28 protein-coding genes are annotated in these 26,372 nt (G+C 72.4%); 8 read left to right on the forward strand and 20 right to left on the reverse strand.

What is annotated here, in order from left to right:
- Positions 1-15: 15 nt before the first annotated feature.
- The 6 genes from ACIPJY_RS13145 to ACIPJY_RS13170 form a co-directional block, all read right to left on the reverse strand.
- Positions 16-1,524 (reverse strand): AtzH-like domain-containing protein, encoded by a 1,509-nt coding sequence (locus ACIPJY_RS13145; RefSeq protein WP_400462337.1) that lies wholly within the window; start codon positions 1,522-1,524, stop codon positions 16-18.
- Positions 1,524-2,576: an acetamidase/formamidase family protein gene (locus ACIPJY_RS13150; RefSeq protein ID WP_400461757.1), complete on the reverse strand. Its 1,053-nt coding sequence runs from the start codon at positions 2,574-2,576 to the stop codon at positions 1,524-1,526. Before ACIPJY_RS13150 ends, ACIPJY_RS13145 begins: the two co-directional genes overlap by 1 nt.
- A complete protein-coding gene (gene allB, locus ACIPJY_RS13155; protein ID WP_400461754.1) occupies positions 2,569-3,900 on the reverse strand; it encodes an allantoinase AllB in 1,332 nt (443 codons plus the stop codon). Before allB ends, ACIPJY_RS13150 begins: the two co-directional genes overlap by 8 nt.
- Positions 3,897-4,643: an aspartate/glutamate racemase family protein gene (locus ACIPJY_RS13160; protein WP_400461751.1), complete on the reverse strand. Its 747-nt coding sequence runs from the start codon at positions 4,641-4,643 to the stop codon at positions 3,897-3,899. The genes allB and ACIPJY_RS13160 overlap by 4 nt, the downstream gene beginning before the upstream one ends.
- Before the next feature lie 193 nt (positions 4,644-4,836).
- Positions 4,837-6,396: an NCS1 family nucleobase:cation symporter-1 gene (locus ACIPJY_RS13165; protein ID WP_400461748.1), complete on the reverse strand. Its 1,560-nt coding sequence runs from the start codon at positions 6,394-6,396 to the stop codon at positions 4,837-4,839.
- Positions 6,397-6,567: 171 nt separating this feature from the next.
- Positions 6,568-7,449: an SDR family oxidoreductase gene (locus ACIPJY_RS13170; protein WP_400461745.1), complete on the reverse strand. Its 882-nt coding sequence runs from the start codon at positions 7,447-7,449 to the stop codon at positions 6,568-6,570.
- 117 nt (positions 7,450-7,566) lie between these two features.
- Here ACIPJY_RS13170 and ACIPJY_RS13175 point away from each other — a divergent pair, with 117 nt between their 5' ends.
- Entirely contained in the window at positions 7,567-8,145 is a 579-nt protein-coding gene (locus ACIPJY_RS13175) for a TetR/AcrR family transcriptional regulator (RefSeq protein WP_400461743.1), read from the forward strand.
- Positions 8,146-8,211: 66 nt separating this feature from the next.
- Here the strand turns inward: ACIPJY_RS13175 and ACIPJY_RS13180 are convergent, their stop codons facing one another.
- The 4 genes from ACIPJY_RS13180 to ACIPJY_RS13195 all read right to left on the reverse strand — a co-directional run bounded on the left by ACIPJY_RS13180 (position 8,212) and on the right by ACIPJY_RS13195 (position 12,806).
- On the reverse strand, positions 8,212-9,564 hold the full coding sequence (locus ACIPJY_RS13180) for a fibronectin type III domain-containing protein (RefSeq protein WP_400461740.1): 1,353 nt from the start codon (positions 9,562-9,564) through the stop codon (positions 8,212-8,214).
- Positions 9,565-9,911: 347 nt separating this feature from the next.
- Entirely contained in the window at positions 9,912-10,418 is a 507-nt protein-coding gene (locus ACIPJY_RS13185; RefSeq protein WP_400461737.1) for a GNAT family N-acetyltransferase, read from the reverse strand.
- A gap of 4 nt (positions 10,419-10,422) precedes the next feature.
- Positions 10,423-11,841: an LLM class flavin-dependent oxidoreductase gene (locus tag ACIPJY_RS13190; protein ID WP_400461734.1), complete on the reverse strand. Its 1,419-nt coding sequence runs from the start codon at positions 11,839-11,841 to the stop codon at positions 10,423-10,425.
- Positions 11,842-11,954: 113 nt separating this feature from the next.
- On the reverse strand, positions 11,955-12,806 hold the full coding sequence (locus ACIPJY_RS13195; RefSeq protein WP_400461731.1) for an oxidoreductase: 852 nt from the start codon (positions 12,804-12,806) through the stop codon (positions 11,955-11,957).
- A 73-nt stretch (positions 12,807-12,879) separates the two neighbouring features.
- On the opposite strand from ACIPJY_RS13195, the gene ACIPJY_RS13200 reads away from it, so the two are divergent.
- The gene (locus ACIPJY_RS13200; protein WP_400461729.1) at positions 12,880-13,557 is read left to right on the forward strand and encodes a TetR/AcrR family transcriptional regulator; all 678 of its coding nucleotides are present in this window, start codon (positions 12,880-12,882) and stop codon (positions 13,555-13,557) included.
- A gap of 69 nt (positions 13,558-13,626) precedes the next feature.
- On the opposite strand, the gene ACIPJY_RS13205 is transcribed toward ACIPJY_RS13200, so the two are convergent.
- Entirely contained in the window at positions 13,627-14,508 is an 882-nt protein-coding gene (locus tag ACIPJY_RS13205) for a phosphotransferase family protein (protein WP_400461726.1), read from the reverse strand.
- A gap of 141 nt (positions 14,509-14,649) precedes the next feature.
- Here ACIPJY_RS13205 and ACIPJY_RS13210 point away from each other — a divergent pair, with 141 nt between their 5' ends.
- The 4 genes from ACIPJY_RS13210 to ACIPJY_RS13225 are packed head-to-tail and all read left to right on the forward strand — an operon-like array spanning position 14,650 to position 16,947.
- Complete coding sequence (locus ACIPJY_RS13210) at positions 14,650-14,994, forward strand: PadR family transcriptional regulator (protein ID WP_400461724.1); 345 nt, start codon at positions 14,650-14,652, stop codon at positions 14,992-14,994.
- Positions 14,995-14,996: 2 nt separating this feature from the next.
- Positions 14,997-15,380 carry a DUF1048 domain-containing protein gene (locus ACIPJY_RS13215; protein ID WP_400461721.1) on the forward strand — a complete coding sequence of 128 codons (384 nt, stop codon included), beginning with the start codon at positions 14,997-14,999 and terminating at the stop codon, positions 15,378-15,380.
- Complete coding sequence (locus tag ACIPJY_RS13220) at positions 15,377-16,186, forward strand: ABC transporter ATP-binding protein (protein WP_400461718.1); 810 nt, start codon at positions 15,377-15,379, stop codon at positions 16,184-16,186. Before ACIPJY_RS13215 ends, ACIPJY_RS13220 begins: the two co-directional genes overlap by 4 nt.
- A complete protein-coding gene (locus ACIPJY_RS13225) occupies positions 16,186-16,947 on the forward strand; it encodes an ABC transporter permease (RefSeq protein WP_400461715.1) in 762 nt (253 codons plus the stop codon). Before ACIPJY_RS13220 ends, ACIPJY_RS13225 begins: the two co-directional genes overlap by 1 nt.
- A 34-nt stretch (positions 16,948-16,981) precedes the next feature.
- On the opposite strand, the gene ACIPJY_RS13230 is transcribed toward ACIPJY_RS13225, so the two are convergent.
- Entirely contained in the window at positions 16,982-17,257 is a 276-nt protein-coding gene (locus ACIPJY_RS13230; RefSeq protein ID WP_400461712.1) for a hypothetical protein, read from the reverse strand.
- Positions 17,258-17,295: 38 nt separating this feature from the next.
- Positions 17,296-18,009 (reverse strand): MBL fold metallo-hydrolase, encoded by a 714-nt coding sequence (locus ACIPJY_RS13235; RefSeq protein ID WP_400461709.1) that lies wholly within the window; start codon positions 18,007-18,009, stop codon positions 17,296-17,298.
- Between the two features lie 53 nt (positions 18,010-18,062).
- Between ACIPJY_RS13235 and ACIPJY_RS13240 the strand changes: the two genes are divergently transcribed.
- The gene (locus tag ACIPJY_RS13240; RefSeq protein WP_400461706.1) at positions 18,063-18,599 is read left to right on the forward strand and encodes a WHG domain-containing protein; all 537 of its coding nucleotides are present in this window, start codon (positions 18,063-18,065) and stop codon (positions 18,597-18,599) included.
- Positions 18,600-18,629: 30 nt separating this feature from the next.
- On the opposite strand, the gene ACIPJY_RS13245 is transcribed toward ACIPJY_RS13240, so the two are convergent.
- The 6 genes from ACIPJY_RS13245 to ACIPJY_RS13270 all read right to left on the reverse strand — a co-directional run bounded on the left by ACIPJY_RS13245 (position 18,630) and on the right by ACIPJY_RS13270 (position 23,502).
- Positions 18,630-19,451, reverse strand: coding sequence for an ornithine carbamoyltransferase (locus ACIPJY_RS13245; RefSeq protein ID WP_400461703.1), 822 nt, complete (start codon positions 19,449-19,451; stop codon positions 18,630-18,632).
- A gap of 27 nt (positions 19,452-19,478) precedes the next feature.
- Entirely contained in the window at positions 19,479-19,928 is a 450-nt protein-coding gene (gene sufU, locus ACIPJY_RS13250; RefSeq protein ID WP_400461701.1) for a Fe-S cluster assembly sulfur transfer protein SufU, read from the reverse strand.
- A complete protein-coding gene (locus ACIPJY_RS13255) occupies positions 19,925-21,253 on the reverse strand; it encodes an aminotransferase class V-fold PLP-dependent enzyme (RefSeq protein ID WP_400461698.1) in 1,329 nt (442 codons plus the stop codon). The genes sufU and ACIPJY_RS13255 overlap by 4 nt, the downstream gene beginning before the upstream one ends.
- Positions 21,254-21,386: 133 nt before the next feature.
- Positions 21,387-21,599 (reverse strand): Rv0909 family putative TA system antitoxin, encoded by a 213-nt coding sequence (locus tag ACIPJY_RS13260; RefSeq protein ID WP_123655625.1) that lies wholly within the window; start codon positions 21,597-21,599, stop codon positions 21,387-21,389.
- A gap of 123 nt (positions 21,600-21,722) precedes the next feature.
- On the reverse strand, positions 21,723-23,006 hold the full coding sequence (locus ACIPJY_RS13265; RefSeq protein WP_400461695.1) for a chloride channel protein: 1,284 nt from the start codon (positions 23,004-23,006) through the stop codon (positions 21,723-21,725).
- A 67-nt stretch (positions 23,007-23,073) separates the two neighbouring features.
- Positions 23,074-23,502, reverse strand: coding sequence for a zf-TFIIB domain-containing protein (locus ACIPJY_RS13270; protein WP_400461692.1), 429 nt, complete (start codon positions 23,500-23,502; stop codon positions 23,074-23,076).
- A gap of 162 nt (positions 23,503-23,664) precedes the next feature.
- Between ACIPJY_RS13270 and ACIPJY_RS13275 the strand changes: the two genes are divergently transcribed.
- Positions 23,665-24,843, forward strand: a complete 1,179-nt coding sequence (locus ACIPJY_RS13275; protein ID WP_400461691.1) for an ROK family protein — start codon at positions 23,665-23,667, stop codon at positions 24,841-24,843.
- 151 nt (positions 24,844-24,994) lie between these two features.
- Here the strand turns inward: ACIPJY_RS13275 and ACIPJY_RS13280 are convergent, their stop codons facing one another.
- Positions 24,995-26,368: an ABC transporter substrate-binding protein gene (locus tag ACIPJY_RS13280; protein WP_400461689.1), complete on the reverse strand. Its 1,374-nt coding sequence runs from the start codon at positions 26,366-26,368 to the stop codon at positions 24,995-24,997.
- Positions 26,369-26,372: the final 4 nt, after the last annotated feature.

Genomic DNA, 26,372 nt, shown 5'->3' on the forward strand with positions numbered 1-26,372 from the left:
GTATCGAAACGATCGTTACGACAGTGTTTCGGCGAGCTCGACGATCGCCCGGTCCGAGCCGGCCGGTCCGATCAGGCCGATACCGACAGGCGCGCCGTCGACGGTGAGCAGCGGCGCGCTGACGGCGGGCAGGCCGCCGACGCCTGCGACGGCCGTCATCCGCAGGGTGGCCGCACGGGTGCGCAGGACGGTGTCGCTGGATGCGGTCCGCCCCGGCGCCGGGCCCGGCACCGTCGGGAGGCACAGCACGCCGCCGCCGATCGCCGCACGCACCAGGGTGCGCAGGTCCGCCAAACGCGCCCGCGCCGACACCTCGGCGTGCGTCGTGATCGTCGCGGCTGCGGCGAACCGGGAGGCGACGTCGTCGCCGAGGGCACCGGGGTGGGCCTGGACCCAGGCGCCGTCGTTCCGCCAGGCCTCGGCCGCCTGGACGACCCGGAGCGTCTCCGCGAGGTCGTCGAGCGCCGGCAGGTCGATGTGCCGAACGGGCCGTCCGTGCCGCTGGAGCCACTCGTCGAAGGCGGTGCGGGTCCCCGGCTCGGCGGCGGCGAGCAGGGCGTCGCTGACCAGGAGTTCCCCGTCGTCGACCGCGGTGCAGGCCCCGGGCAGCGAGAGTGCGGCGGCAGCGGCCAGCACCGACGACGACCGGGCGATCCACCCGACGGTGTCGAACGACTGCGCGAGCGGCAGCACCCCGTCGCGTGGGACGGCGTCGTGGGTCGTCCGGAGCCCCCACAGCCCCTGGTACGACGACGGCACCCGGAGGCTCCCCGCAGTGTCGGTCCCGAGGCCGAGGTCGGCCTGCCCGAGCGCGACGGCCGACGCCGAGCCCGAGGTCGACCCGCCGCCGATCCGCGACGGGTCCGCCCCGTTCGGCGGCGAGCCGAAGTGGGCGTTCCGCCCGGCGAGCGCGTACGCGAACTCGTCGGTGCGGGCGATGCCGGTGACGACGGCACCCGCGTCGAGGAGCACCTGCACGGCCGGAGCCGACCGCGCCGACACCGGTGCCGAGCGCTCCCACGTCGGGTTGCCGGCACCGACGACGTGCCCGGCGACGGCGAACAGGTCCTTCACGGCCACCCGGACCCCTGCGAGCGGACCGTCGACGGCACCGTGCACGAGGGGGTCGCCGACGACCCGCCAGATCGACCGGTCGAACGCCTTCGGCCGGCCGGTGACGTGGGCCGTGCGGATCCGCCAGGTGCCCTCGGTGCGGCACCAGAGCTGTGTCTGCAGGCCGCGGCCGCCGCCCGTGAACCGTGACTCCCCCACGACGAGCACGGCGTCCGGCGTCAGCTGCTGGACGTCGACCGCGGTGATGGTCCGCCGGGCGACGCCGCCTCGGCCGCTGCGGAACGCACTGATCCGGTCGTGCCCGCGGAGGAGTCCGGCGTCGTCACCGCGGAGCGTCCCCGGCCCGGGTTCGAACAGTGCGTCGAGGGCGTCGGTGTCGTCGGCCATCAGGGCGGCCTCGTACGCCGCGAACGCCTGCTCCAGGCCGTCCGGCCACTGCCCGACGAGCATCACGACCCCACCGTCCCGACCGCTGCGAAGTCCGCCTTGCGCACGGTGGCGTGGGCCCCGCAGACCAGGTCGACCACCTGGGAGATGCGGAAGTCGGTCGCGGCGCTGAGGTAGGCGTAGGCGATGTGCTCGTCGACGCCCCACCGCGCCCGGAGCAGCGCGATGGCAGCACGGACGCAGCGCCGAACGGCCTCGTCGAGGTCCTCGTGCATGCCCGTCGGCACGAGGTGGTCGGTGGTCTCCGCGATCGGCCCGACGAGTTCGCCGAAGCGCCGCAGCGCCACCGCCCGGGGCACCAGGTCGAGTCGCAGGGTCAGGCGGAGCGATGCCTCCAGCGCCGTGAGCGCGACCTCGCCGTCGCCCTGGGCGAAGTGCGGGTCGCCGACGTAGACGCCCGCGCCCGGCACGAACACGGGCAGGTGCAGGGTCGCCCCGGCGGTGAGCAGGGCGATGTCGACGTTGCCGCCATGCGGTCCCGGCGGCACGGAGTGCGCACGGACGTCGGAGTCCGGTGTCACCCCGACGATGCCCGGGAACGGAGCGAGCGGGAACGTGATCGTGCGCGGACCGCCCTCGACGACGGGCAGCCGTCCGTGGTCGACGCCGTCGCGCGTGACGACGTCGGCGAACACCGACACCGACTCCTGCGCCCGTGGCAGCTCACCGGGCAGGGCGCCGCGTCCGTGCCGGTTCGAGACGACGCCGTACGGCACACGCGGCACGGCGTCGAGGACCGTCACGGACACCACGTCCCCGGGTTCGGCACCCGCGACCGCGATCGGCCGGGAGACCACGTGCGGTCCGTCGGCCGGGTCGCGGCGGAGCGTGCGAGCGATGTCGACGGCGTCCGCCAGCACCGCGGTCGGCTCCACACCGTGCCGACCGAAGAACCCCACCGGGTCCGACCCCTGGTCGGCGAGGATCCCCTCGTGCGAGACGGTGTCGACCGTCACGACGGCGCCGGGGTCGAGGGTCAGCGCGGGTGCGTCCGCGCGGGACGGCAGCCGCCCCCAGAGCACGTCGTCCGGCGTCGAGCCGAGGTGGTCAGCCACGGGTGACCAGCTCCCCTGCCGTCACCGAGACCGTCGTGACGCCGTCGGCCTCGGCGGTGATCCGCTGCCCGCGCAACCACGTCTCCGTGATGCGACCGGTCGCCTCCAGGCCGGCGAACGCCGAGACCGCGTTCTTGTGCGCCAGTCCGGACACCGCGATGACGGACGTGGCCGCAGGGTCGAACACGGTGAGGTGGGCGAGCGCGCCCGGCGCGATCCGGCCGCGATCCGTGAAGCCGGCGAGCGCCGCGGGCCCGGTCGTGAACCACGGCAGGACGACCTCGAGCGGGATGCCGCGTCGCGACGCCTCGGTCCAGACGGCACGGAAGCCGACCTGGAGTCCGGCGATCCCGCCCCAGGCGAGACCCCAGTCGTCGACCTTCAGGTCCGCGGTGGACGGCGAGTGGTCCGAGACGACCATGTCGATCGTGCCGTCGACCAGCCCCTGCCAGAGCGCGTCGCGGTTGGCGTCGTCGCGGATCGGCGGGCAGCACTTGAACTCGGTCGCGCCGTCCGGGACGCCGTCGGCCTCGAACGCGAGGTAGTGCGGGCAGGTCTCCACGGTGATCCGCACGCCGTCGTCCTTCGCCGCGCGGATCATCCCGAGTGCGCCGGCGTCGGAGAGGTGCAGGACGTGCACGCGCGCGCCGGTCGCCCGCGCGCCGTCGATGACCTGGGCGATGGCGGACCGCTCGGCCGCGGCCGGGCGGGTGGCGAGGAAGTCCGCGTAGTGACTGCCGAGCCCGTCGTGGGCCACCAGGTGCTCCGGGTCCTCGGCGTGCACGATGAGGAGCGCGTCGATCGCGGCGACCTCGGCGATCGCGAGCCGGAGCTGCGCGGCGTCGAGGTGCGGGAACTCGTCCACGCCGGACGGTGCCGTGAAGCACTTGAACCCGAACACCCCCCGCTCGTGCAGGGCGTCGAGTGACCCGAGGACGTCCGGGACCGCCCCACCCCAGAAGCCGACGTCGACCGCGACCCGGCCCTCGGCGCTGGACCGCTTGACCGCGAGGGCCTGTGGGGTGGTCGTCGCGGGGATCGAGTTGAGCGGCATGTCGACGATGGTCGTCACGCCGCCGAGCGCCGCAGCCCGGGTGGCGGAGGCGAAGCCCTCCCACTCGGTGCGGCCGGGTTCGTTGACGTGCACGTGGGTGTCGACGAGCCCGGGGAGCAGCACGTGGCCGTCCGGCACGACCTGTTCGTCCGGGTCCGGGACCGCCGCGTCGAGGGCCAGGACCTCGGCCACACGGCCGTCGCGCACCACGACGGTGGCCGGTCGGAGCGCCCCGTCGATCCAGGCCTGTCGGGCGCGGAACACGGTCATGCGTCCACCCCGGCGGCGCGCTCGAACGGTGCCAGTACGCCGGACATCGCCTTGGCCGGCGGGGCCGCGTACTCACCGCGCTTGCCGGTCGTGAGGCCGAGCCGCACGAGCGACTCCGCGAGCACCGTCGCGGCGGACACCCCGTCGACGACGGGCGCACCGATCGCCCGGGACACCTCGGCGCAGAAGTCCGCCATCCCGGCGCACCCGAGGACGACGGCATCGGCGCCGCCCGCGATGACGGCGCGGCACTCCTGGATGACGAGCGCGCGTGCCCCGGACGACGGGTCGTCGAGCTCGAGCACCGGGACCTCGCACGCGCGGATCTCAGTGACGAGCGGGGCGAAGCCGTAGCGTTCCGCGAGCTCGTGCGCCCGGCCGGTCGTGCGGGCCAGGGTCGTGACGACCCCGAAGCGGCGGCCGAGCATCGCCGCGGCGTGGAAGCCGGCCTCGGCGATCCCGACCACCGGGCCGGTCGCGAGTTCCCGCGCGGCGTCGAGCCCCGGGTCACCGAAGCAGGCCACGACGTACGCGTCGACGCCCTCTTGCTCGCCGAGTGCGATCTGTTCGAGGAGACCGGGGACCGCCAGGGCCTCTTCGTAGTGGCTCTCGATCGAGGCCGGCCCCATCGTCGGGTTCACCGCCTCGATCGTGGTGCCGACGCCGGCGACGGCCGACGCGGCGACGCCGATCGAGCGGGTCATCGAGGCGGTGGTGTTGGGATTGACGACGCGGATGCGCATCGGGGTCCTTCCGGTGGAACAGATGGAACAGGTGGAACGGGTGGAACGGGTGGAGCAGGTGGAACACGGACACGGGACGAGGCGGACGTGACCATCGTGGCGGGGCCGAGCCGGGCCTCCAGGCCGGAGAGCCGGACTGTGGACGGACGGACGCCGCGACCCGCCTGTGGAGGACGGGCCGCGGCGTCAGCGCTCAGGCGCGACCGAGGGCGGCGCCGTCGTCGACCGTGGGGTCGTCCGCGTCGAGCACCGGCATGCTCGGGCGGGTCCGCTCGAGCCCCCAGAAGACGAGGAGTCCGAGGCCGCAACCGATGAACCAGCTGTAGTTGTTCAGGCCGGGCAGGATCCCGAGGGCCGGCGGCAGCACCGCGCTCGCCACCGAGACCACACCGGTCCCGACCAGCGTCCAGATCGCGTTCGGGTTGAACCCGCGGCGGTACCAGTACCGGGCCCCGGTGTCCTTCGTGTACATGTCGTCGACCGCGACGCGCTGCTTCGAGACCAGGTAGTAGCCGGCGATGAGGATGCCGAACAGCGGGCCGATGAGCGCGCCCAGGATGCCGAGCGTGTAGAGGATCGCCTGGTCGTTGCCGTACCAGTTCCACGGGGTGAGGAGCACGGAGCCGACGGCGGCGATCATGCCGCCCATCCGCCAGCTGATCTTCCGCGGGGCGACGTTCGAGAAGTCGAACGCCGGGCTGATGAAGTTCGCGACGATGTTGATGCCGACGGTCGCCGTGACGAACGTCAGCCCGCCGAGCAGGATCGCGAACGGCGCGTCGATCGCCTGCACCGTCTCGATCGGGTCGGTGATGAGCTTGCCGAAGACCGGGACGGTCGCACTGGCGCACAGCACCGTGAGGATCGAGAAGAACAGGAAGTTGACCGGCAGGCCCCACATGTTCCCGCGCTTCACCGCCGCGAAGGACTTGCCGTACCGCGAGAAGTCGCCGAAGTTCAGCATCGGGCCGGAGAAGTAGCTGACGACGATGGCGATAGCGGAGAGCATCACCGGGATCGACGCGCCGAACGACAGCGGCTCCCCCGCGGACAGGTCGAGCGAGATGTTCCCGATGCCGGCCTTGCTCACCAGGTAGATCGCGAGCGCGATCATCACGACGTAGACGGCGGGACCGGCCCAGTCGATGAACTTCTTGATCGCCTCCATGCCCATCGAGAACAGGGCCGCCTGCGCCACCCAGAGGATCGCGTAGGAGATCCAGCCGAGTGCCGACAGGCCGAGGAACGAGTGCTCCAGCAGCCCGGCCGACGCGGGGATGAACTTGAGGAAGATGATGTTGAGCGACTGCGCGGCGAGGAAGGTCTGCACGCCGTACCAGGCCATCGCGATCAGGCCGCGGATGATCGCGGGCACGTTCGCCCCGAGCACGCCGAACACCGCACGGTTGATCACCGGGTACGGCACCCCGGTGCGCTGCGACGGCTTCGCGACCAGGTTGGCGAACACCTGCACGACGAGGATGCCCACGACCAGCGCGACGAGCACCTGCCAGCTGGCGATCCCGAGGGCGAAGAGCGACCCGGCGGTGACGTACCCGCCGACCGAGTGCACGTCGGACATCCAGAACGCGAAGATGTTGTAGCTCGTCCAGGACTGCTTGCGGAGCGGAGCGAGGTCCTCGTTGGTGAGGGCCGGGTCGTACCCGGGCTTGATGACGCCGGCGCCCGCGGGGGCGTCGGGCGTGACGGGGGCGTGGGGCGTTGCGACAGGGGTCGCGATCTCGGTAGCCATGGCGTCCTCCGATGGGAGTGGGAAGCGGGGCGGTGCTTGCTTGTCGAGAAAGCTACGGACCCCGTTCGCCTCGGCCGTTTCCCTCGTGTAACGACCGTGTGTCACACCACCCTCACTGAAACGCACGTTCCAGGCAGCGCCCGGAACGCGCGTTCCACGGTCGGTCCGAGATCAGGGCTGCACGTGCTCCAGGTCCGCCAGCAGGCTCGGGTGCACCGGCTCCCACCCCAGGGTCCGGCGCGTGTACGCGCTCGACGAGGGCTGGTCGGCCGCGAAGATCGGCGCGAACGGGCCGAACGTCTCGTCCGCCACGCGTTCGACCGGCAGACCGAGCCGCCGGCCGATCACCGCCGCGATGTCCCGGACCCGGTCGCCCTCGTCCGCGACCGCGTGCCAGACCGTCCCCGCCGGTGCCCCCTCGAGCGCGAGCCGGAACAGCACGGCGGCGTCCCGCGCGTGCACGGCCGGCCACCGCTGCTCCCCGTCACCCGGGTAGCCCGCGACCCCGCTCTGCCTGGCCGTCTCGGTGAGGATGCCGGCGAAGCCCCCGGCACCGTCGGCGTGCACGGTCCGCGGCAGGCGGATCGCGGACGAGCGCACACCGCGGTCGGCCAGTGCCAGGGCGGTGCCGGTCGAGCGCGCGCGCCCGGCGACGGGCCCCTCGAGCGGCAGCGGGTCCGTCTCCACCGACGGGCGCCCGGTGATCCACGGCGTGCCGGACACCATGACGAACGGCCGGTCCGTCCCGACGAGCTCCTCGCCCAGGGCCGCCATCGCCGCGGACTCCTCGTCGATCGCCCGCGACAGCGCCTCCGGCGAGCTGAAGTCGTTCGAGAACGCCAGGCTGACCACGCCGTCGGCGTCGCGGGCGCCGGCCCGCAGGACGTCGAGGTCCGAGAGCGCACCGGGGACGGGTACCGCGCCCGCCGCGGTGAGCGCGGCAGCGGACCGGTCGGAGCGTGCGAGTGCCGAGACGCGGTGGCCGGCCGCGATGAGTTCGGCGACGACGGCCGTGCCGATGGTGCCGGTGCCGCCGGTGACGAAGACGTGCATGGGGACTCCTCAGATGATGGGACTGTTGTGCCGTCACTGTACGTCCGTGATGGCACTCTTGTCCCATCACCATACGCCCGTGATGGCACTCTTGTCCCATCGCCTAGGATGGTCGTCATGGCGCGATGGGAACCCGGTGCACGCGAGCGGCTCGTCCTGGCCGCCGTCGACCTGTTCTCCGAGCAGGGCTACGACGACACCACCGTCACGCAGATCGCCGAGCGCGCCGGCGTGACGAAGAGCACCTTCTTCCGGCACTTCCCGGACAAGCGCGAACTCCTCGTGGCCGGCCAGGAGACCCTGAGCCGCCTCCTCGCGCAGGGCATCGCCGACGCCCCGGAGGGCACCACCCCGCTCGACGCCGTCGCCGCCGGGCTCGAGCGGGCCTCCGGCGAGATGGGGCCCGTGAACCGCGAACTCGGACCGCGCCTCAGGGCCGCCGTGGCCGCGAGCGCCGAACTCCAGGAACGCGACGCACTGAAGAGCGTCGGGATGGCCGCGGCGATGACGACCGCACTCGTCGCCAGGGGCGTCGCCGAGGCACCCGCGCGGTTGGCGAGCGAGATCGGCGTGCTCGCGTTCAAGCAGGGCTTCGACCGCTGGTCCGGCGCGGCGCGGGACGACGACGACGGGCTCGCCCGACACACGCTCGCTGCGCTCGCCGAACTGCGCGACGCCACCGCGGCCCTGGGCTGACGACACGACGGACGGGAGGCCCGGTGCCAGCTGGCACCGGGCCTCCCGTCCGTCACGGGGTGACGATCACATCACCAGCAGGCGCGTGAACTGCGCTGCCGAGACCTGCTGCGCGGCGCCGCCGGCCGCCGGCACCCGCCAGAGCCCGGCAGTCGGGGCCTGGTCGATGTCGATGTACACGTCACCGGACTCGGTGGCTGCGCCGGTGTTCGCGCCGCGGGAACCCGCCGTGATCCCGGAGACCGGCACGGACTTCGAGGACCCGTCCACGCCGAGGACGAGCACGTCCGGGACGCTCCGGTCGATCGCGCATCCGCCGGGGGTGCCGTACTCCGCCGGGCTCGTGCACCACTCGGCGGACTGCAGGAGCGAGAACGTCCCGGAGTTCGTCGCGGCGTACTCGAAGGCGAGGTGCGTGCCGACGTGCTGCTGCACCGTGGCCCCCGGCTTCAGGACGTACCAGCCCCAGTACCCGGCGCCACCCGGCGACCGCTCGTTGAGGTACACGTCACCGTGCCCGTCGACGAGCGCTGCGGACGGGTAGCCGAGCGTGTCGTTGCCGCCCGCGTACGTCAGCGTGCGGGAGGTCACCGTGCCGGCCGGCGAGGCCGTGTTCACGACGAGCGTGCTGGCGTCGCCGGCCTGCGTCGCGACCGTGCCGTCCCGGCCGACCGCCCACGCGCGTTGCGACGACGTGGTCGGGGCGCTGAACCCGACGAGGGGCTTCGCCGCGCCACCGGTCACCGGCAGCTTCACGATCGAACCCGACACCGAGTCGACCCAGTACAGGTTCCCGGGGACGTCGGATCGCAGGTCCGCTGTCAGGTGCAGTCCGGTCGCGACGGTCTTCGCCGCGCCGCCGTCGGCCGGGTACATCACGATGGACTTCAGATCCGCGGACGGGACGAACACGTCGCCACGGTCGTCGGCGGTGTAGCCGGCGCCCTTCGCCGCGATCGTCGTGGGGGTGCCGGTGCCGCTCGCGGGGAAGCGGACGACGGCGCCGGCCGCGTTCAGTGCGAAGAGGGACTGCACGGTCGGGTCGGTCGTGGTCCCGGTGGCGGTGTGCCGCACGGTGACCGCCGGGCCGAGGCCCTTCGCGCCGACCGCGCGCACGGCGAACGAGTACGTCGTCCGTGCCGTGAGGGCGCCGAAGTGGTCCGTCCGCGCCGAGGCCCGGAGCCGGTCGACCCCGTGGGTGGGCTGCTGCTCGGCGGGTGAGATCGTGACGCGCCAGCCCGTGACCTTGGCCCCGGAGCGCGGTGCACCCCAGGTGACGTCGGCGTCGCCGCCGACGCCGGTGACCTTGACGCTGGTCGGAGCGCCCGGCGTCGCGGCCGCTGGTGCGGCCTGCGCGGGCAGTGCTCCTCCCACGATGAGCGCGACCGCTGCCACGGCGGTCAGTGCGGCTCTGTACATGTCGGACCCCTTCTCGTCCCCGGCTCCCTGTGTCGAGGCTGCGCACATGCTGACACCGGGTGGTGGCGCGCCGGAACTCGCTGGCGGAGACGTGCGGCATCGCGCAACCGCACGATGCTGGGTGGGGGTTGGTGGGTGGGGGTTGGTGGGTGGGGGTTGGTGGGTGGGGTGGGTGGCTGGGCTGGGTGGGTGGGCTGGGTGGGTGGGTTCCGGGTGTGGTGAGTCGAATCGCGCGTAGGAGGTCGAAAGTTCCGACCCGCTACGCGCGATTCGACTTCGTAACGCGCCCGAGATGGGAAGGAACGCGCCCGGTCACCCCCGCGCGTCCGGTCACCCCACGCGCCCGGTCACCGCTCCGCAGCGGGGCGCCGGACGTACGTCCGCGTCGCCACGCCCGTGATCGCGTGCGGGAACTCCGTACCGGTGGGGACGAAGCCGCCGGCCTCGTACAGCCGCACGGCGCGGTGGTTGTCGGCGAGCACGTGCAGCGCGACACCGGCGTGCCCGGCCTCCCGCGCAGCGTCCACCGCCGCCGTCAGCAGAACCCGACCGACGCCGCGCGCCTGGAGCCCCGGCCGCACCGCCAGCAGGGACAGGTACGCGGCATCGTCCGGGTCGGTCGGCCGTCCGGTCCCCGGCGCGGTGACGAGCACGAAGCCGTCGAGGCTCCCGTCCGGGCCGATCACCACCAGGCACGCGACCCGGGGCGCCGTGAACTTCTCCTGCGCCCGAGCCCGTGTCGCCGGGTGCTCGGGGATCCCGTCGCGCGCTGCGACCGCGGCCGCCCACAGGTCGATGCAGGCGGTGACCTCGTCCGGGGCGGCGGGACGCACGACCACGGACGACTCGATCACCCGGTCAGCCTACGACCGAGTCGGTGCCGATCCGGTAGTCGGCACCGCGGTGCTCCACCGGCAGCCGGTCCCCGCGTCCGTGGAGCTTGTGCCGGAGCGACCCGGTCTCGTAGCCGTCCGGGTATACCCCGCGGGCGCGGAGCTCCGGGACCACGAACTCGATGACGTCCTCCCACGTGCCGGGCGTCACCGCGTACGCCAGGTTGAAGCCGTCGACGTCCGTGTGCTCCTGGATCTCCTGCAGCTGCGCGGCGATCGTGGCGCCGCCGCCCACCGCCACCGGTCCGAGTCCGCCGATCGCCGTGTGCCGCGCGAGGTCGCGGATCGTCCACGCCGACCCGTCCTCCCCCGTCGCCGCCGAGATGTTCGCCGCCGCCGACTGGATCGCGTTCGACTCCACGTCTCCGAGCGGCTCGTCGAGATCCCACTGCGACAGGTCGACGCCCATCCACCCGGAGTTGAGGACCAGCGCGCCGAGCTCCGACGCGTAGGAGAGGTAGTCCTCGTACTTCGCCTGCGCCAGCTCGTCCGTCGCGTCGGTGATGATCGTGAGCAGCGTGTAGATCTTCGCCGCGTACCGGTCGCGCCCGGCTGCCTCGAGTGCGTCGCGGATCTTCGTCACCGTCGCCGCGAGCTGCGGCAGCGTCGGCGCCCCGACGAAGACGGCCTCGGCGTGCTCGGCCGCGAAGGCGACGCCCCGCGGCGACGCGCCCGCCTGGTAGATCACCGGCGTGCGCTGCACCGACGGCTCCGACAGGTGGATCCCCGGCACGTCGAAGTGCTTGCCGTGGTGCTCGATCGGGTGCACCTTCGCCGGGTCCGTGAAGACGCCGTTCTCCTTGTCGAGCACGACGGCGTCGTCCTCCCACGAGCCCTCCCACAGCTTGTAGAGGACCTCGAGGTACTCGTCGGCGACGTCGTACCGGTCGTCGTGGCTCAGCTGGTCCGTCTGGCCCATGTTCCGTGCCGCGCTCGGCAGGTACCCGGTCACGACGTTCCAGCCGACGCGGCCCTTCGTGAGGTGGTCGAGCGTCGAGACCCGCCGAGCGAACGGGTAGGGGTGCTCGTACGCCGTCCCCGCCGTGATCCCGAAGCCGAGGTGCTCCGTGACCGATGCCATCGCGGACACCAGCAGGATCGGGTCGTTCACCGGGACCTGCGACCCCGTGCGCAGGGCGGCCTCGTTCGAGCCCCCGTACACGTCGTACGTGCCGAGGACGTCCGCGATGAAGATCCCGTCGAACGCCCCGCGCTCGAGCGTCTTCGCCAGGTCGGTCCAGTACGTCAGGTCGCGGTAGTTCCGCGAGCGGTCCCGGGGGTGCCGCCAGAGGCCCGAGGACTGGTGCGCCACGCAGTTCATGTCGAACGCGTTGAAGCGGATCTGCCGCGGGGTCGTCGGGGTCGGGTTCGTCGAGTCCGTCACGATCGCGACGCTACGGACCGATGCTCGGAGGGTCACGCAAGGTGACGAACCGTGACGGCGAGAAGGAGCACCACGGCGAGCGCGAGGGGTGCCGTGCGGCGCGACGACCCACTTCATCCGATCTGGGCACCCTCCGGGAGGTCCGTCGACCGCGACACGGCGGCCCATGCCGTGATCTCGTCCGTGACGGCCTGCCGTCCCGCCGTCACCAGCCGCACCGCGTCGGACCCCAGGAGCAGGTGTGCAGGGGGCGCGTCGCTCTCGATGACCTCGAGCACGACCTCGGCAGCCTTCCCGGGGTCCCCGAGCTGGTTGCCGTCTGCCGCTTCCCGGTTCGCGCGGATCGGGTCCATGAGCTCGTCGTAGTCATCGATGGAGCGCTCGGTGCGGACCATGGACCGCCCGGCCCAGTCGGTGCGGAACGAACCGGGAGCGATCGCCGTGACGTGGATCCCGAACGAGGAGACATCTTTCCCGAGCGTCTCGAGGATCGCTTCGAGGGCGAACTTGCTGCCGCAGTAGTACCCCAGCCCGGGCACGGTCATGAGACCACCCATGGACGTGACGCCGAGGACGTGGCCGCTCCGCCGGGCTCGCATCCCCGGCAGGACGGCCTTGATGACGGCGACGGCACCGAAGACGTTCACGTCGAACTGCCGACGGAGCTCGTGCATCGGTGACTCCTCGAGCACGCCTTCGTGACCGTAGCCCGCGTTCGCGATGAGGACGTCGATCGCGCCGAGCCGTTCTTCGACCGCGCGGACCGCGGCGAGCACCGCATCGTCGGCGGTCACGTCCAGGAGGACCGCGCGTGCACGGCCGTCGTCGGAGAGTGCCTCGAACGCCTCGGCGTCGTCGTCGCGCCGGACCGTGCCGACGACGGTGTGGCCGGCTGCGAGGGCCCGCTCGGCGAACGCCCGGCCGAAGCCCGAACTGACACCGGTGATCAAGAAGTTCTTCGTCATGCAACCAGGATCGACGCTGCGTCTGCAAAAGTCAACGCAGTGTTGATTTTTACCGACGTCGTAGGCTCACCGCATGGCTCCCTACGTGTACGACGAGAACGGCCGGCGCGTCGTGGCGCCGTCCAAGGGTGAGATGCGAGAGCGGAAGATCCTCGACGAGGCGGAACAGCAGCTCGCCGAGCTCGGGGCGGACGCCATGACCGTCGAGACCATCGCCACCGCCGCGGGCCTGACCCGGGGCGCGCTCTACTTCTACTTCCGATCGAAGAACGACGTCCTCGCTGCCCTGGTCCAGCGCGTCACCGTCGAGCTCCGGGGTGCCGTGGCCACCCGCCGCAATGCGCTGCCGGACTCCCCGCACCAGGCGCTGCTCAGTGCGATCGACCTGACCCGCGACCTCTGGGACCGGCACGGCGCCGTCATGCGCGCCGCCGTCGAGCTCTCGCCCACGGTCCCCGGCATCGACCACCTGTGGTCCGACGCGCGGGACGAGACCGTCCGGAGCGTCACCGCGATGCTCGCCGACGCCGTCGACGAGCACGGCCAGGACACGAGCGCGCTGGTGGCGGCCCTGGTCGGCATGACGGAGCGGGTGTTCTACGACGCCTCGCGATCGGGCACCGGTCTCGACCAGGCCGCCGCGATCGTCACGACGATCTGGACCCGGACCCTCGGCGCACCGGAGCGCGTGCCGGAGCGCGTGCCGGAGCGCGCACCTGGGCGCGCCGAGGACCCGGCGCGCTCCTCGTAGGTCACCGGACCTCCCGGCGGCGTGGGAACCGGGAGCCTCGACCGCCCACCCGAGGCGCGTCCTGGTCGGCTACCCGACGGCCTGCCGGATCCGCTCGAGGCCGGCTCGGCAGCGATCCCGGTACTCGGAGTACAGGTCCGGCCGCTTGTCGAGCGCCCATCGAGTCACGTCCAGCAGGTGCAGTTCCGTCATCACGGCGAGACGCCGGTGGTCGGCGCTCGAGGCCAACCCCGCGGCGGCAGCGAACTCGTCGTGCTCCTGGAGGCTGATCAACCCGTCGACGAACGCCCACTCGAAGACCCGTCTGGCGTCGGTCCAGGGTGACGGTCCGGTCTCGGCGGCTCCCCAGTCGATGAGCACGGGCGGCTGATCGGGACCTCGGGAGAGCAGGTTGCGCGGCGCGAGGTCACCGTGCGCGAGTCCGAACTCGTCCGCGCCGCCCCGCAACGAGCCGAGGCGATCGCGCAGTCGCTCGGGCTCCGTGTACGAGCCGTCACGGAGGAGCCGATCGTCGTCCCCGAGTGCGCGGACGTTGTAGTCGACGTGTGCTGACCAGGCACGCGGCAGGTCCGCGCCGAACCGCGAGTACAGGGACGGCGGCGCATCGCGGAGCGGGATCGCCGCGACGGCACGGGCGAAGGTGCCGAGCCACGTCCAGGGGTGGTCGATCACACGCTCGTCCGGCGTCACGTACTCGGACACGGCGAACGGCACCCCGCGTTCGGTCCCGTGCGCGAGCGGTGCCGCGACCGGGATGCCGATGCGTCCCGCCTCCCCCGCGGCCCACGACTCGACCGGGTACTCGTCCGCGCGGAGCGGGTCGACCGGGAACCGCAGGACGACGGCGTCAGCACCCGCCCGTTCCACCAGGTAGGTGTGGTTCACCGCACCGCCGCGCAACGGCACGACGCGGTCGACGGACCCACCGAGACCCTGCACGACGGCCCGCAACCAGTCCTGGTCGATCCCCTCGTGCGGAACGGTCCCATCATGGTCCCCCGACCCCGGCGGCCACGCTTGCGCTCGCGGTACTCAGTGTTACTATCTACCGGTAGTCAGCAACATTGAGTACCACACCGACCGGGAGGCACCATGGCCAAGCAGGAGACGGAGATGCTCAAGGGCATCCTCGAGGGGATCGTCCTCGCCGTGCTCGTCGGCCGTCCGGCCCACGGGTACGAGATCACCGCCTCGCTCCGGGAGCAGGGCTTCACCGACATCGCCGAGGGCACCGTCTACGCCCTGCTCGTCCGCATCGAGCAGCGCGGCCTCGTCGACGTCGAGAAGGTCCCCTCCGAGAAGGGGCCGCCGCGGAAGGTGTTCACCCTGAACGCCCGCGGCCGGGGACAGCTCGACGACTTCTGGTCGGCGTGGACCTTCCTCGCCGACCGCCTCGAGCACCTGCACAACGCGACCAGCACGAACGGACAGGACTGACCATGGCCATCTCGATCTCCGACATCACCACCAAGCTCATCGGCGACAAGAAGCGCTGGCGGGCGTACAAGGCCCGGACGGCGACCCTGCCGACGAGCCACCGCACCGCCGTCGACGGCATCGAGCGGTACCTCATGTACACGGGCCCGAGCGACGGCGACCAGCTCATGCGCATGCTCGACGACCTCGCGGACCTGTTCGAGCAGAGCGCCGCGGACGGCACGAGCGTCCGCACCGTCGTCGGCGAGGACCCGATCGCCTTCGCCGAGGACTTCAAGGCGAACTACGGCCTCGGCTCGTGGTTGAGCAAGGAGCAGCAGCGCCTGGTCACCGCGATCGACGAGGCAGACCGGGCGGACGCTCCTCGAGGAGGTGAGCCGTCGTGACGGACGCCATCCGGGTCCGGGGGCTCACGAATTCCTTCGGCGACCTGCACGTCCTCCGCGGCGTCGACCTCGACGTCGAGGCCGGCACCGTCTCAGCCCTGCTCGGCTCGAACGGCGCGGGCAAGACCACCGCGATCCGCATCCTCGCGACCCTCGCCGAGGCCACGGGCGGCTCGGCCACCGTCGCGGGGCACGACGTCGCCGCCGAACCGGGCGCGGTCCGCGAGGCGATCAGCCTCACCGGACAGTTCGCGGCCGTGGACGAGGTGCTCACGGGCCGCGAGAACCTCGTCCTCGTCGCCCGGCTCCGGCACCTCCCGCACGCCGGCCGCATCGCCGACGAGCTCCTGGAACGGTTCTCGTTGACCGAGGCCGGCTCGCGTCGGGCGGGGACCTACTCGGGCGGCATGCGCCGTCGACTCGACATCGCGATGAGCCTCATCGGCGATCCGCAGGTGGTGTTCCTCGACGAGCCGACCACCGGACTCGATCCCGAGGCCCGGCTCGAGGTCTGGGATGCCGTCCGCGCACTGGCAGCGAGCGGCACCACGGTCCTGCTCACCACGCAGTACCTCGACGAGGCCGAGCACCTCGCGGACCGCATCGCGATCCTGCACGAGGGCCGGATCATCGCCGACGGCACCCTCGCCGAACTGCGACGCCTGCTGCCGCCCGCACGGGTCGAGTACGTCGAGAAGCGTCCCACGCTCGAGGACGTCTTCCTCGCCGTCATCGGTCACGGCCCAGCCACGGCTGCACCACACGGAGAAGCCACCACCGCGCCGCACCAGGAGGAGGTCGCCTGATGTCCACCCACCCGATCCACGACACCGCCGTCCTGACCGGCCGCTCCCTCAAGCACGTCTGGCGGAGCCCGGACACGATCATCACGACCGCCGTGATGCCCATCGCCTTCCTGCTCCTGTTCGTGTACGTCTTCGGCGGCGCGATCGACACGGGCAGCACCTCGTACGTCGACTACCTGCTGCCCGGGATCCTGCTCATCACGGTCGCGTCCGGCGTCGCGTACACCTCGTACCGGCTGTTCCTCGACCTGCAGTCGGGCATCGACGAGCGCTTCCGGTCCATGCCGATCGTCCGCGCGGCGTCGCTCTGGGCGCACGTCCTGACCTCGCTCGTCGCGAACCTGGTCTCGGTGACCGTGGTGGTCGGGGTCGCCCTGGTCATGGGCTTCCGGAGCAGCGCCGGCGTCGGCGCGTGGCTCGGTGTGCTCGGCATCCTGGTGCTCTTCACGCTGGCACTCACCTGGATCGCGGTCGTGGCGGGCCTGTCGGCGCGGTCGGTCGACGGGGCGAGCGCGTTCTCGTACCCGCTGGTCTTCCTGCCGTTCATCAGCTCGGCCTTCGTCCCGACGGACACCATGCCGGGTCCGGTCCGCTGGTTCGCGGAGCACCAACCGGTGACGTCCATCGTGGACTCGATCCGGGCACTGTTCGCCGGGCAGTCCCCGCACGCGGACCTCTGGATCGCGCTCGCCTGGTGCGCCGGCATCCTGCTCGTCGCGTTCGGCGCCGCGCTCCTGGTCCAGCGTCGGCGGATCGGCTGATCGTCGAGATCGGGGTCCGTCGTCGCCCGGACCCTCACATGTCGGCGTCCCGCGCTCGTGCCATGCGGGCGCTGACGGCCCCGATCGTCGCCCCGACGGCCGGGATCGCGAACGACGTGAAGGCGCCGGCCGCGATGACCAGCCCCCGCGCCGTCCGGTCCGGGTCAGAGCCCGGCAGACGCCCGATGAGCACGAGCACGAGCGTCGCGAGCCCGACGGCGACGGCCCACAGGACGACCGCGACGACGGTCAGCACGATGACGATCCGCCGTCGACGTCGATCCTGTGTGGTCTCCCCCGGCTGACGCATGTCCCCATCCAACCGGAGACGCGGGTCGGCCCGCTCGGTCAGTTCGCGGCGGCTTCCACCGCCGCGACCGCCGCTGCGACCCCGCCGCGGAACGGCGCACCGTGCCCCGGCAGCACCCAGGTCGCTCCCGTGGGGAGCAGCGCGCGGAGCGACGCGATCGCCCGGGCCGGCTCGTCGGTGAACGGAGCGGGCGCCGGGCCGACCGCACCGGTCAGCACGTGCCGCGTGGTGAGGGCGTCGCCGACGAACACCGCGTCGACCGAGGGCACCCAGACCGCGATGCTCCCCGGCGAGTGCCCGGGCATCCCGATCACCTGCGGGGCACCCGGCAGGTCGAGCGTGTCACCGTCGTGCACCTCGACCACCTCCTGCAGCCACACCGGCCGCACCCCGCCCTTCCGCAGCGAGTACGCGACGAACCCGAGGAGCGCGCCGATCCGCATCCGCTGCTTGCCGCCCTTGGGCTTCGGCCCGCCCTTCGCCCGCTCGGCGTCGTCGGCGTGCACGTACACCGGCACACCGCGTTCACGTCGGAGCCGTTCGGCGAACCCGACGTGGTCGGAGTCGCCGTGCGTGAGGACGACACCCCGCACGTCGTCGAGCGAGCGACCCATCGACCGCAGCTCGGCGACCAGGTCGCGCCAGTGACCGGGCAGCCCGGCGTCGATGACGGTCACGCCGTCGGGTGTGGCGACGAGGTACGCGGAGACGACGTCGTTGCCGATGCGGTGGAGGGTGGGCGTGAGTTCCATGATGGCTACGCTACATAGCCATCATGGCTACTGTCAATAGCTATACTCAGGCCATGCCCACTCCGGACCGCACCACCCTCGACGCCATCGTCGCCGCCGCCCGTGACCTGCTCGAGGACGACGGGCTGCCCGGCGTGACGATGCAGGGCGTCGCCGTCCGGGTGGGGGTCCGCGCACCGTCGCTGTACAAGCGGGTGCAGAGCCGCGACCGGCTCGTGCAGCTCGTGGCCGAGCAGACCCTGGTCGACCTGACGTCGCGCCTGGATGCCACCACGGACGCCCGCGCTCTGCTCGACACGTACCGGGCGTTCGGGAAGGAGCGGCCGGCGGCGTTCCGGCTGGTGATGACCCCCGGGGCGGGCACGCCGGTCGCCGACACCGCGGTGCAGGCGGCCGCCAGCGCGGCGATCCTCCGGGTCGCGGCGGACCTGGCGGGCGAGTCCGACGCGCTCGAGGCGGCACGGCTGCTCACCGCGTGGGCGACGGGGTTCATCAGCATGGAGCTGAACGGGGCGTTCCGGCTCGGCGGGGACATCGACCGGGCGTGGGAGTACGGGGTCACGCACATCGTCACGGCCGCCGGGCGGTGACGGCGGCCCCGGCGCGACCTGCCGCCGGCGCTACCGCAAGCCCAGGCAGAAGGCGATCACCGCCTGCTGCACGGGGAGCAGCGACGCCTTGAACGCATGCCCCACGAACGCCGGGTGCTCGAGGGCGTCCGCGGCCACCTCGCGACCGCGCTGGAACGGCGGGCACGGGTTGAACCGGACGCCCGCCGGTGCCCGGTCGAGCAGAGCCGCGGTGATCCGGTACGGGGCCAGCGCCTCGGCGTGCACGCCCGGACCGTCCGTGAGCACCACGTCGGCCGAGCGGATCGCCACCTCGAGGTCGTCCGTCGACCGCGCACCCGGTGTGGCGAGCGACGCGGGAGCACACTGCACCAGATCGAGTCCCAGCACCCGTGCCGCCTCGTGCCAGGCCCGCGCGATGTTCCCGTCGGCGCCGACGAACAGGAGGCGCAGCGACCGGAGGTCCGCGCCCTGCCGCAGGGCGTACAGGTCGGACAGGACCTCGCACGGGTGGTTGACGTCGGTCATGGCGTTCACGACCGGGAGCGACGGCACCGCGGCCAGCCCGTCCAGCACCGCGAGGTCCGGGTGCCGGGCGATGACGACGTCGGCCCACGCGTCGAGGTACGCCGCCACGTCGGCGAGCGCCTCGGGCTTGTCGAGCGTCGTCTCCGGGAACACGATCGGCTGCAGTCCCATCAGCGCCGCTCCGCGCTCGAACGTCACCCGCGTCCGCAGACTCGACGCGGGGAAGAACAGCACCGCGCACCCGGACGTGACGGGTCCGCGGCCGTCGCGGTACGCGTCGGCGAGGTCGAAGACCTGCTCGATGTCGGAGGCGGACCAGTCGTCGAGGCGGATGAGCGAACGCATCCGATCACCGTACGGCTCCGGATCGGGTCAGCGGGCCGCTACCGCCTCGCGAACGGCGGCTTCCGCAGCCACCCACGCGAGCATCCCGCACTTCACCCGCATCACGAACTTGGAGACCCCGTGGAAGGCGATGAGGTCCTCGAGGACGTCCTCGTCCGGCTCGCCGACGCCACGGGAGCGCATCATCCTGCGGAACTCCTCGGTGAGCGCGAGCAGCTCCGGGACGGTCCGGCCGACCGCCATGTCCGTGAGCACCGACGCCGAGGCCATCGAGATCGAGCACCCGTCGCCCTGCCACGCGAGACCGGCGATCCGGTCCGAGCCCGGCTCGAGCCGCACGCTGACCGTGATCTCGTCGCCGCACGTCGGGTTCCGCTCGAAGTGCGACGCATCGGCGTCGGGCAGTTCGCCGTCGCCGTGCCGGGCCTTCGCGTGGTCCAGGATGACCTGCTGGTAGAGGGAGTCGAGCGCGTTCACGAGGCCGCTCCGTCGGCACCGAAGTACCCGCGGATCTCGCTGACCGCCTGCACGAAGCGGTCGACGTCCGTCTCGGTCGTGTACACGTACGTGCTGGCGCGGCTCGTGGCGGTGAGCCCGAGGCGCCGGTGCAGCGGCTGTGCGCAGTGGTGCCCGGAGCGCACGGCGATGCCCTGCGCGTCGAGGTACTGCGCGACGTCGTGCGCGTGCACGCCGTCGACGTCGAACGACACCAGGCCCGAGCGCGGCACACCGGCCGCTGGGCCGACGACGGCGATGCCCGGGACGGCGGCGAGGCCGTCGAGCATGCGCTGGGCGAGGTGCTCCTCGTGGGCGCGGACACGCTCCATGCCGATGCCCTGCAGGTAGCGGACCGCCTCGGCGAGCGCCACCGCCTGGGACACCGGCTGGGTGCCGGCCTCGAAGCGCTCGGGTGCGGGCATGAAGTCGGTGTGCTCCATCGTCACGGTGGTGATCATCGAGCCGCCCGTGCGGAACGGCGGCAGCGCGTCGAGGAGCGCGGCCCGTCCCCAGAGCACGCCGATGCCGTTCGGGCCGAGCATCTTGTGGCCCGAGAACGCGGCGAAGTCGACGCCGAGTTCCTGCACGTCGACGGGCCGGTGCGGCGCGGACTGGCAGGCGTCGAGCACGACGAGGGCGCCGTGCGCGTGTGCGGCCCCGACGACCTCGGCGACGGGGGCGATCATGCCCGTGACGTTCGACACGTGGGCGAACGCGACGACCTTCGTGTGCTCGGAGATGAGCGCGATCGCGTCAGCGGCGGTCCAGCACCCCTGGTCGTCGACGGGCACCCAGCGCAGGGTCGCTCCGGTGGCGATGGCGAGTTCCTGCCAGGGGACGAGGTTCGCGTGGTGCTCGGCCTCGGTCACCAGGACCTCGTCGCCCGGTCCGATGCGGAACCGCTCGGCGTCCGCTCCCCCGCGGCCGCGGCTGGCGTTGGCGATGCCGTACGCGACCAGGTTGAGTGCGTCCGTGGCGTTGCTCGTCCACACCACCTCGTTCGGGCTCGCGGCGCCGATGAAGCCGGCGACGGTGGCGCGGGCGTCCTCGTAGGCGTCGGTGCTCAGTGCTGCCAGGGTGTGCGCACCGCGGTGCACGGCGGCGTTGTCGTGTTCGAGGAAGCGGCGTTCGGCGTCGAGCACCTGCCGCGGCCGTTCGGCGGTGGCTCCGGAGTCCAGGTACGCCAGCGGCTGCCCGTTCACCTGCTGCTGCAGGATCGGGAAGTCCTGCCTGATCACCGCGACCTCGTCCTCGGTGAGTGGCTGGTGCGGTGCGACGACCGCCCCGGTGCCCGTTCCTGTCACTGCGCTCGTTCCTGTCACTGCGCCGTCCTCCTGCTGTCGTCGGGGACAACCGCTCCATGGTCCCCGTTGTTCCGCCAGGAGTCCAGCCGACGGCCCCGACCCTGGGCGGGGTCGGGGCCGTCGTGCGCTCGGGCTACTCGTTCCCGACGTGCTTGTCCGCGGAGTCGCGGGCACCGTCGATCTTGTCGTCGAACTTGCCGCCGGTGGCCTTCTTCACCGCATCGGCGACGCCGTCGAGCACCTTGTCGCTGATGCCCTCGGCCTTCTCGCTCTTCAGGGCGTCCTGGACCTTGCCGTCCTTGAGGAAGTCCTGCGCCTTCTTCGTGATGTCGTCGAACCCCGCCATGTGCGTGCCTCTCGTTCGGCGCGGAGCCGGTCGCCCCGCCGCGTGCGGCCGATCGTAGGCCGCTCGGCGCGGCTCTGGCCGGGAGGCCCGGCATGCGTCCGCCACGGACGTCCGGTCCGACGGTCAGGCCATCTGGGCACTGCGTCGGCGGGCGAGCACGTAGCCGACCGCGACGGAGCCCGACACCGCCAGGAGCGACGGGATGAGGATGTCGGTCCCCTGCTCGGTGAACTCCACGACGAGCACGAGTGCGGTGAAGGGCGCCCGCATCGTCGTCGCGAGGAACGCCGCCGCGCCGATGAACGCGAACGACGCGAGCCCGGGGCCGTCCGCCGGCCAGAGCAGGATCCACGCGCCGCCCAGGAAACCACCGAAGGCCGCCCCGATCGCGATCGACGGCGTCAGGGTGCCCCCGACCGCGCCAGCGCCGATCGTCGCCGACGTGGTGATCGTCCGGATGATGCCGAGCACCAGGAGCAGCACGATCGGTGCGAAGCCGAGCATCGCGCCGTCGTCGACCGAGGTGTTCATCGCCAGCACGCCGAGTGCCCGGCCGTTGCCGAGGATCTCCGGGAACGGCACGGCGATGAGCCCGACCATCGCGAAGACGACCGGCAGGACGACGAGCAGGTGCCAGCCCTTCGGCGCGATGCCCTGCAGCCGGTTCGTCAGCTTCACGAACCCGACGCCGGCGAACCCCAGCACCGGCCCGACGACGACGGCCCAGACGAGCAGGGAGGGCGACATGTGCATCGCCGGCACGTGGTACAGGACCTCGTCCGGGATCACCAGGCGCGCGACGAAGGCCGCGACGGCGCTCGTCGCGAAGGCCGGCAGTGCGGTGGCGAAGGTCAGCTCGCCGAGCAGGACCTCGACCGCGAAGAGCGCACCACCGAGCGGCACGTCGTACACTGCGGCGAGGCCGGCGGCGGCGCCGCACGCCACGAGGATCTTCGTCTCGCGCTTCGACAACCCCGCGCGGGCGGTGACGAGCTGGGCGAGCCAGGCGCCGATCTCACGCGGCGCGACCTCTTTGCCGATGGACGCGCCGAGGCCGACCGCGAGGATCTGGACACCGGCGTTCGCCAGGGTCGCGAGCGTCGGCATCCGCTTGCCGTTGACCGCGCCGGGGACGGAGACGATCGGGCGGCCCCACCGGCGGAGGGCCCACCAGGCGAACCCGGTGAGGACACCGGCGGCGACCAGGGCGAGGAAGCGGTTCAGCGCGGACGGGGCGTCGGCGGCCTCGAGGTGGCCGGCGAACGGGTACCCGAACGCGACGAACTGGATGAGCTGCAGGGCGAGCCACACCGAGACCCCGGCGATGCCACCCGCGACCCCGACGAGTCCGGTGACGACGACGAGCTTCAGCACCCAGCCCGGGGTCGTGTGTGCGGTGTGCGGCATATCGGAAACCCTATCGGCCGCGCTGCACCCGCCCCGGCCGCGCTCCGATGCGAGCGCTGACGAGCGGTCAGTCGAAGAGCTCGCTCAGCCAGTTCCCGCGGCGCTTCCTGCCGTACGGCTGCTGCCCGTGGCCGGGCTGGCCGTACCCGGGCTGCCCGTACCCGGGCTGCCCGTACCCGCCGCGGCGTCCCTTGTCCCAGGACCCCGGCGACCCGGGCGATCCCGGCGACGCGTAGCCGTTCCGCGGCACCGCCATGCCCGGCGAGTAGCCCGGGACCGACCCGTACGCCGGGGCAGCGGGCACGCCGGGGACCGCGTGCGGTCCGGGGGCCGGCGCCGGAGCCGGAGCGGCCGATGGGGTGGGCGCTGCCCGGTCGATGATCTTGTCGAGCTCACCGCGGTCGAGCCACACGCCGCGGCACTCCGGGCAGTAGTCGATCTCGATGCCGGACCGCTCCGACATCACGAGGGTCGCCTGGTCGTTGGGGCACTGCATGGGGATGTCCTTCCGATCGGCGCGGGGTGCGCACTGCCCTCGATCCTGTCGGGCACGTGTGTGCCGCCCGTGCGGAACCCCTGGAGGACCCCTGTGGATCACCGGGGTGTCCACCGCACGGCGCTGCCGTGCCCGCCGCCGCCCGCGCCCTAGGCTGGCGACGTGCCCGAGACGCCCGACGCAGGACCTCAGCGCGGCTGGGAGCCGCTCGTCGGCAGCGCGCAGTCCGTCGTGCTCGAGGTGCTCCGCGCCGGCCCGCGGCCGCGCACCGAACTCGCCGCCCGACTGGGCCTCTCCGGCCCGAGCCTGTCCCGGATCACGAAGCCCCTGCTCGAGGCCGGGATCCTCGTCGAGCGCGAGGGCGTGCAGCAGACCGTCACGGGTCGCCCGTCGATCCCGCTCGACATCGACCAGGACGCCCACCACTTCATCGGCGTGAAGCTCACCGGCGACAGCCTCTTCGCCGTCTCGACCGACCACCGCGGCGAGGTCCTGACCGAGCGCGAGGAACCGCTCACCGACACCGACGTCGGCGCCGTGGTCGCCCGGGTCGCCGAGGTCGTCGCCGCCATCACGGCTGCCGACGACCGGGTGCGGGGCGTCTGCGTGGCGCTCGGCGGTGCGACCGAGGACCGACGGACGGTCCGGCGCGCACCGTTCCTCGGCTGGGAGGACGTCCCCTTCGCCGCACTCCTCGCCGACGCCACGGGGTTGCCCTGCACGGTGGAGAACGACGTCCGGGCGCTCACGCACGCCGAGCACTGGTTCGGCGAGGGCCGCGACCACCGGTCGTTCGCGCTGCTGACCATCGGCGCCGGCATCGGTCTCGGCCTGGTCGTCGGCGGCACCGTCGTCGCGGGCGCACACGGGGCAGCCGGCAGCATCGGGCACCAGCGGCTCGGCGGAGCTGCGGGCACGACGGACCTCCGCTGCGAGTTCGGTCACCGCGGTTGTGCCCGCGCCGTCATCAGCGCCAGGGCCATCGTGCTCGCGGGCAGTGCGGCGCTCGGCCGTCAGGTGTCCGCCGCGGAGCTCCTCGACGTGGCGCGCGGCGACGGCCCCGACGCACCCGCTGCCCGCGCCGTGGTCGACACCGCGGCCGAGGCCCTCGGACTGCTCGTCGCGGACGTCGTGAACGTGATCGACCCCGAGGTGGTCCTGCTCTCCGGCGAGCTCGTGACCGTCGCCGAGGTCGGCCGGGCCGCGCTCGACCGCTCGGTCGAGGCGGCCCGGCACTGGTCGACGCCGGCGCCGACCGTGATCGCGCAGCCCTTCCGCTTCAACGAGTGGGCCAGGGGCGCCGCCGCGGTCGCCATCCAGATGCACGCGCTCGGCGCCTGACCGTCCCGCCCCGCGCCCCTCACACCGTGCGATCCGCGCCCGGAGCGTGCGAGGTTCCGTACACGGTGCGAGGTGCGGCGCCTCGCACCGTGTACGCAACCTCGCACAGTGCGTGCCCTCGCCCCGCACGGTGCGAGGGGGCGGCCCACGCCTACGTCAGCTGCAACAGCGTGTTCACCTGGTCGTTGACCCCGGTCAGCGTGCTCACGGGCTTGCCGTTCGCGTAGATGTCGTCGAACGCCGGCTGCACGAGCGCCTGGATGTCGCCGGGGTTCCGCGTCACCGGGAACAGGAACGTGGTCTTGTCGGCCACCTGCTGGGTGAACGCGGACACGTCGAAGCCCTGCTTCTCGAACGCCGCCACGGCCGCAGCGGTGCCCTCGGGGCGTGCCGGGAACACGATGCCCGCCCTGCCGACGATCTGCTGCGCGGTCGACCCGCCCAGGAACGCGACCCACTTCGCCGCGGCCTCCGGGTTCCGGGCCTGCTTCGTGATCGAGTCACCCAACCCGTTGAACATCGACGCGCGGTGCCCCACCGGCCCGGACGGGGTCGGCGCGATGGCGACGTCGATGCCGGCGAGGTTGCCGTACGCGCCGATCATCCACGAGCCGTTGAACGAGAGCGCGACCTTCTTCGCACCGAGCTGCACGTCCGGACCGGTCGTCGTGGAGAACACCCCGTACTTCGGCATGTAGCCCTTCTCGGCGAGCCCGAAGTACCAGGAGATCGTCTTCTGGAACCCGGCGTCGTCGTAGCGGAACTTGTTCCCCCACGGGTTGCTGTTCGTGTAGAACCAGTCGGTCGACCCGGTGAACGGCGACCACTGCGTCTGCCCGAAGCCGTCGCCGCCGCTGCCGTTCGCGCTCATCCCGTAGACCGCGATGTCGGTCTTGTCGAAGCCGGGTTCGTCGCCGCGTCGGCCCTTGCCGTCGATCGTGAGGTGGGCGAGCATCTGCTCGAACGTGCCGCCGTCGTCGGGGTTCCACTCGAGCGCAGCGAGCTGCTCGGCCGTGACCCCGGCCTTCGCCATCGCCTTGGTGTCGTAGAACATCGCGATGGTGTCCCAGTCCTTCGGGGACCCGTAGCGGTGCCCGTCCTGGCCCTTCCAGAGCTCGGCGAGCCCGGACTGGTAGTCGGCGTCCCGGATGGACGCGGTGGCCTCGAGCTCGTCGAGCTCGTACAGCACGTCGAGGTCCGCGTACTGCGGGAACTTCGTCAGGTGGTCGGTGAAGACGTCCGGCGCGGTCCCGGCGATGAACCCCGCGGTGAGCTTCGTCCAGTAGTCGTTCCAGCCGAGCTGCGTGATCTCGATCCTGATGCCGGGGTTCTGCTGCTCGAAGGCCTTCGCGACCGCCTGGTACGCCGGCAGCTGGTTCGAGTCCCACAGCCAGTACGACACGGTGCCGGTCGCTCCGCCGGTGGACGACGCGCGGCCGGGCGAGGAGCACGCGGCGAGGGCACCGAGGGCCGGGGCGGATGCGCCGCCGGCGAAGAGCGCGCGGCGGGTGATGGAGTTCGTCATGGGA

The sequence above is a fragment of the Curtobacterium sp. NPDC090223 genome, assembly GCF_044746585.1.
GTDB lineage: Bacteria > Actinomycetota > Actinomycetes > Actinomycetales > Microbacteriaceae > Curtobacterium.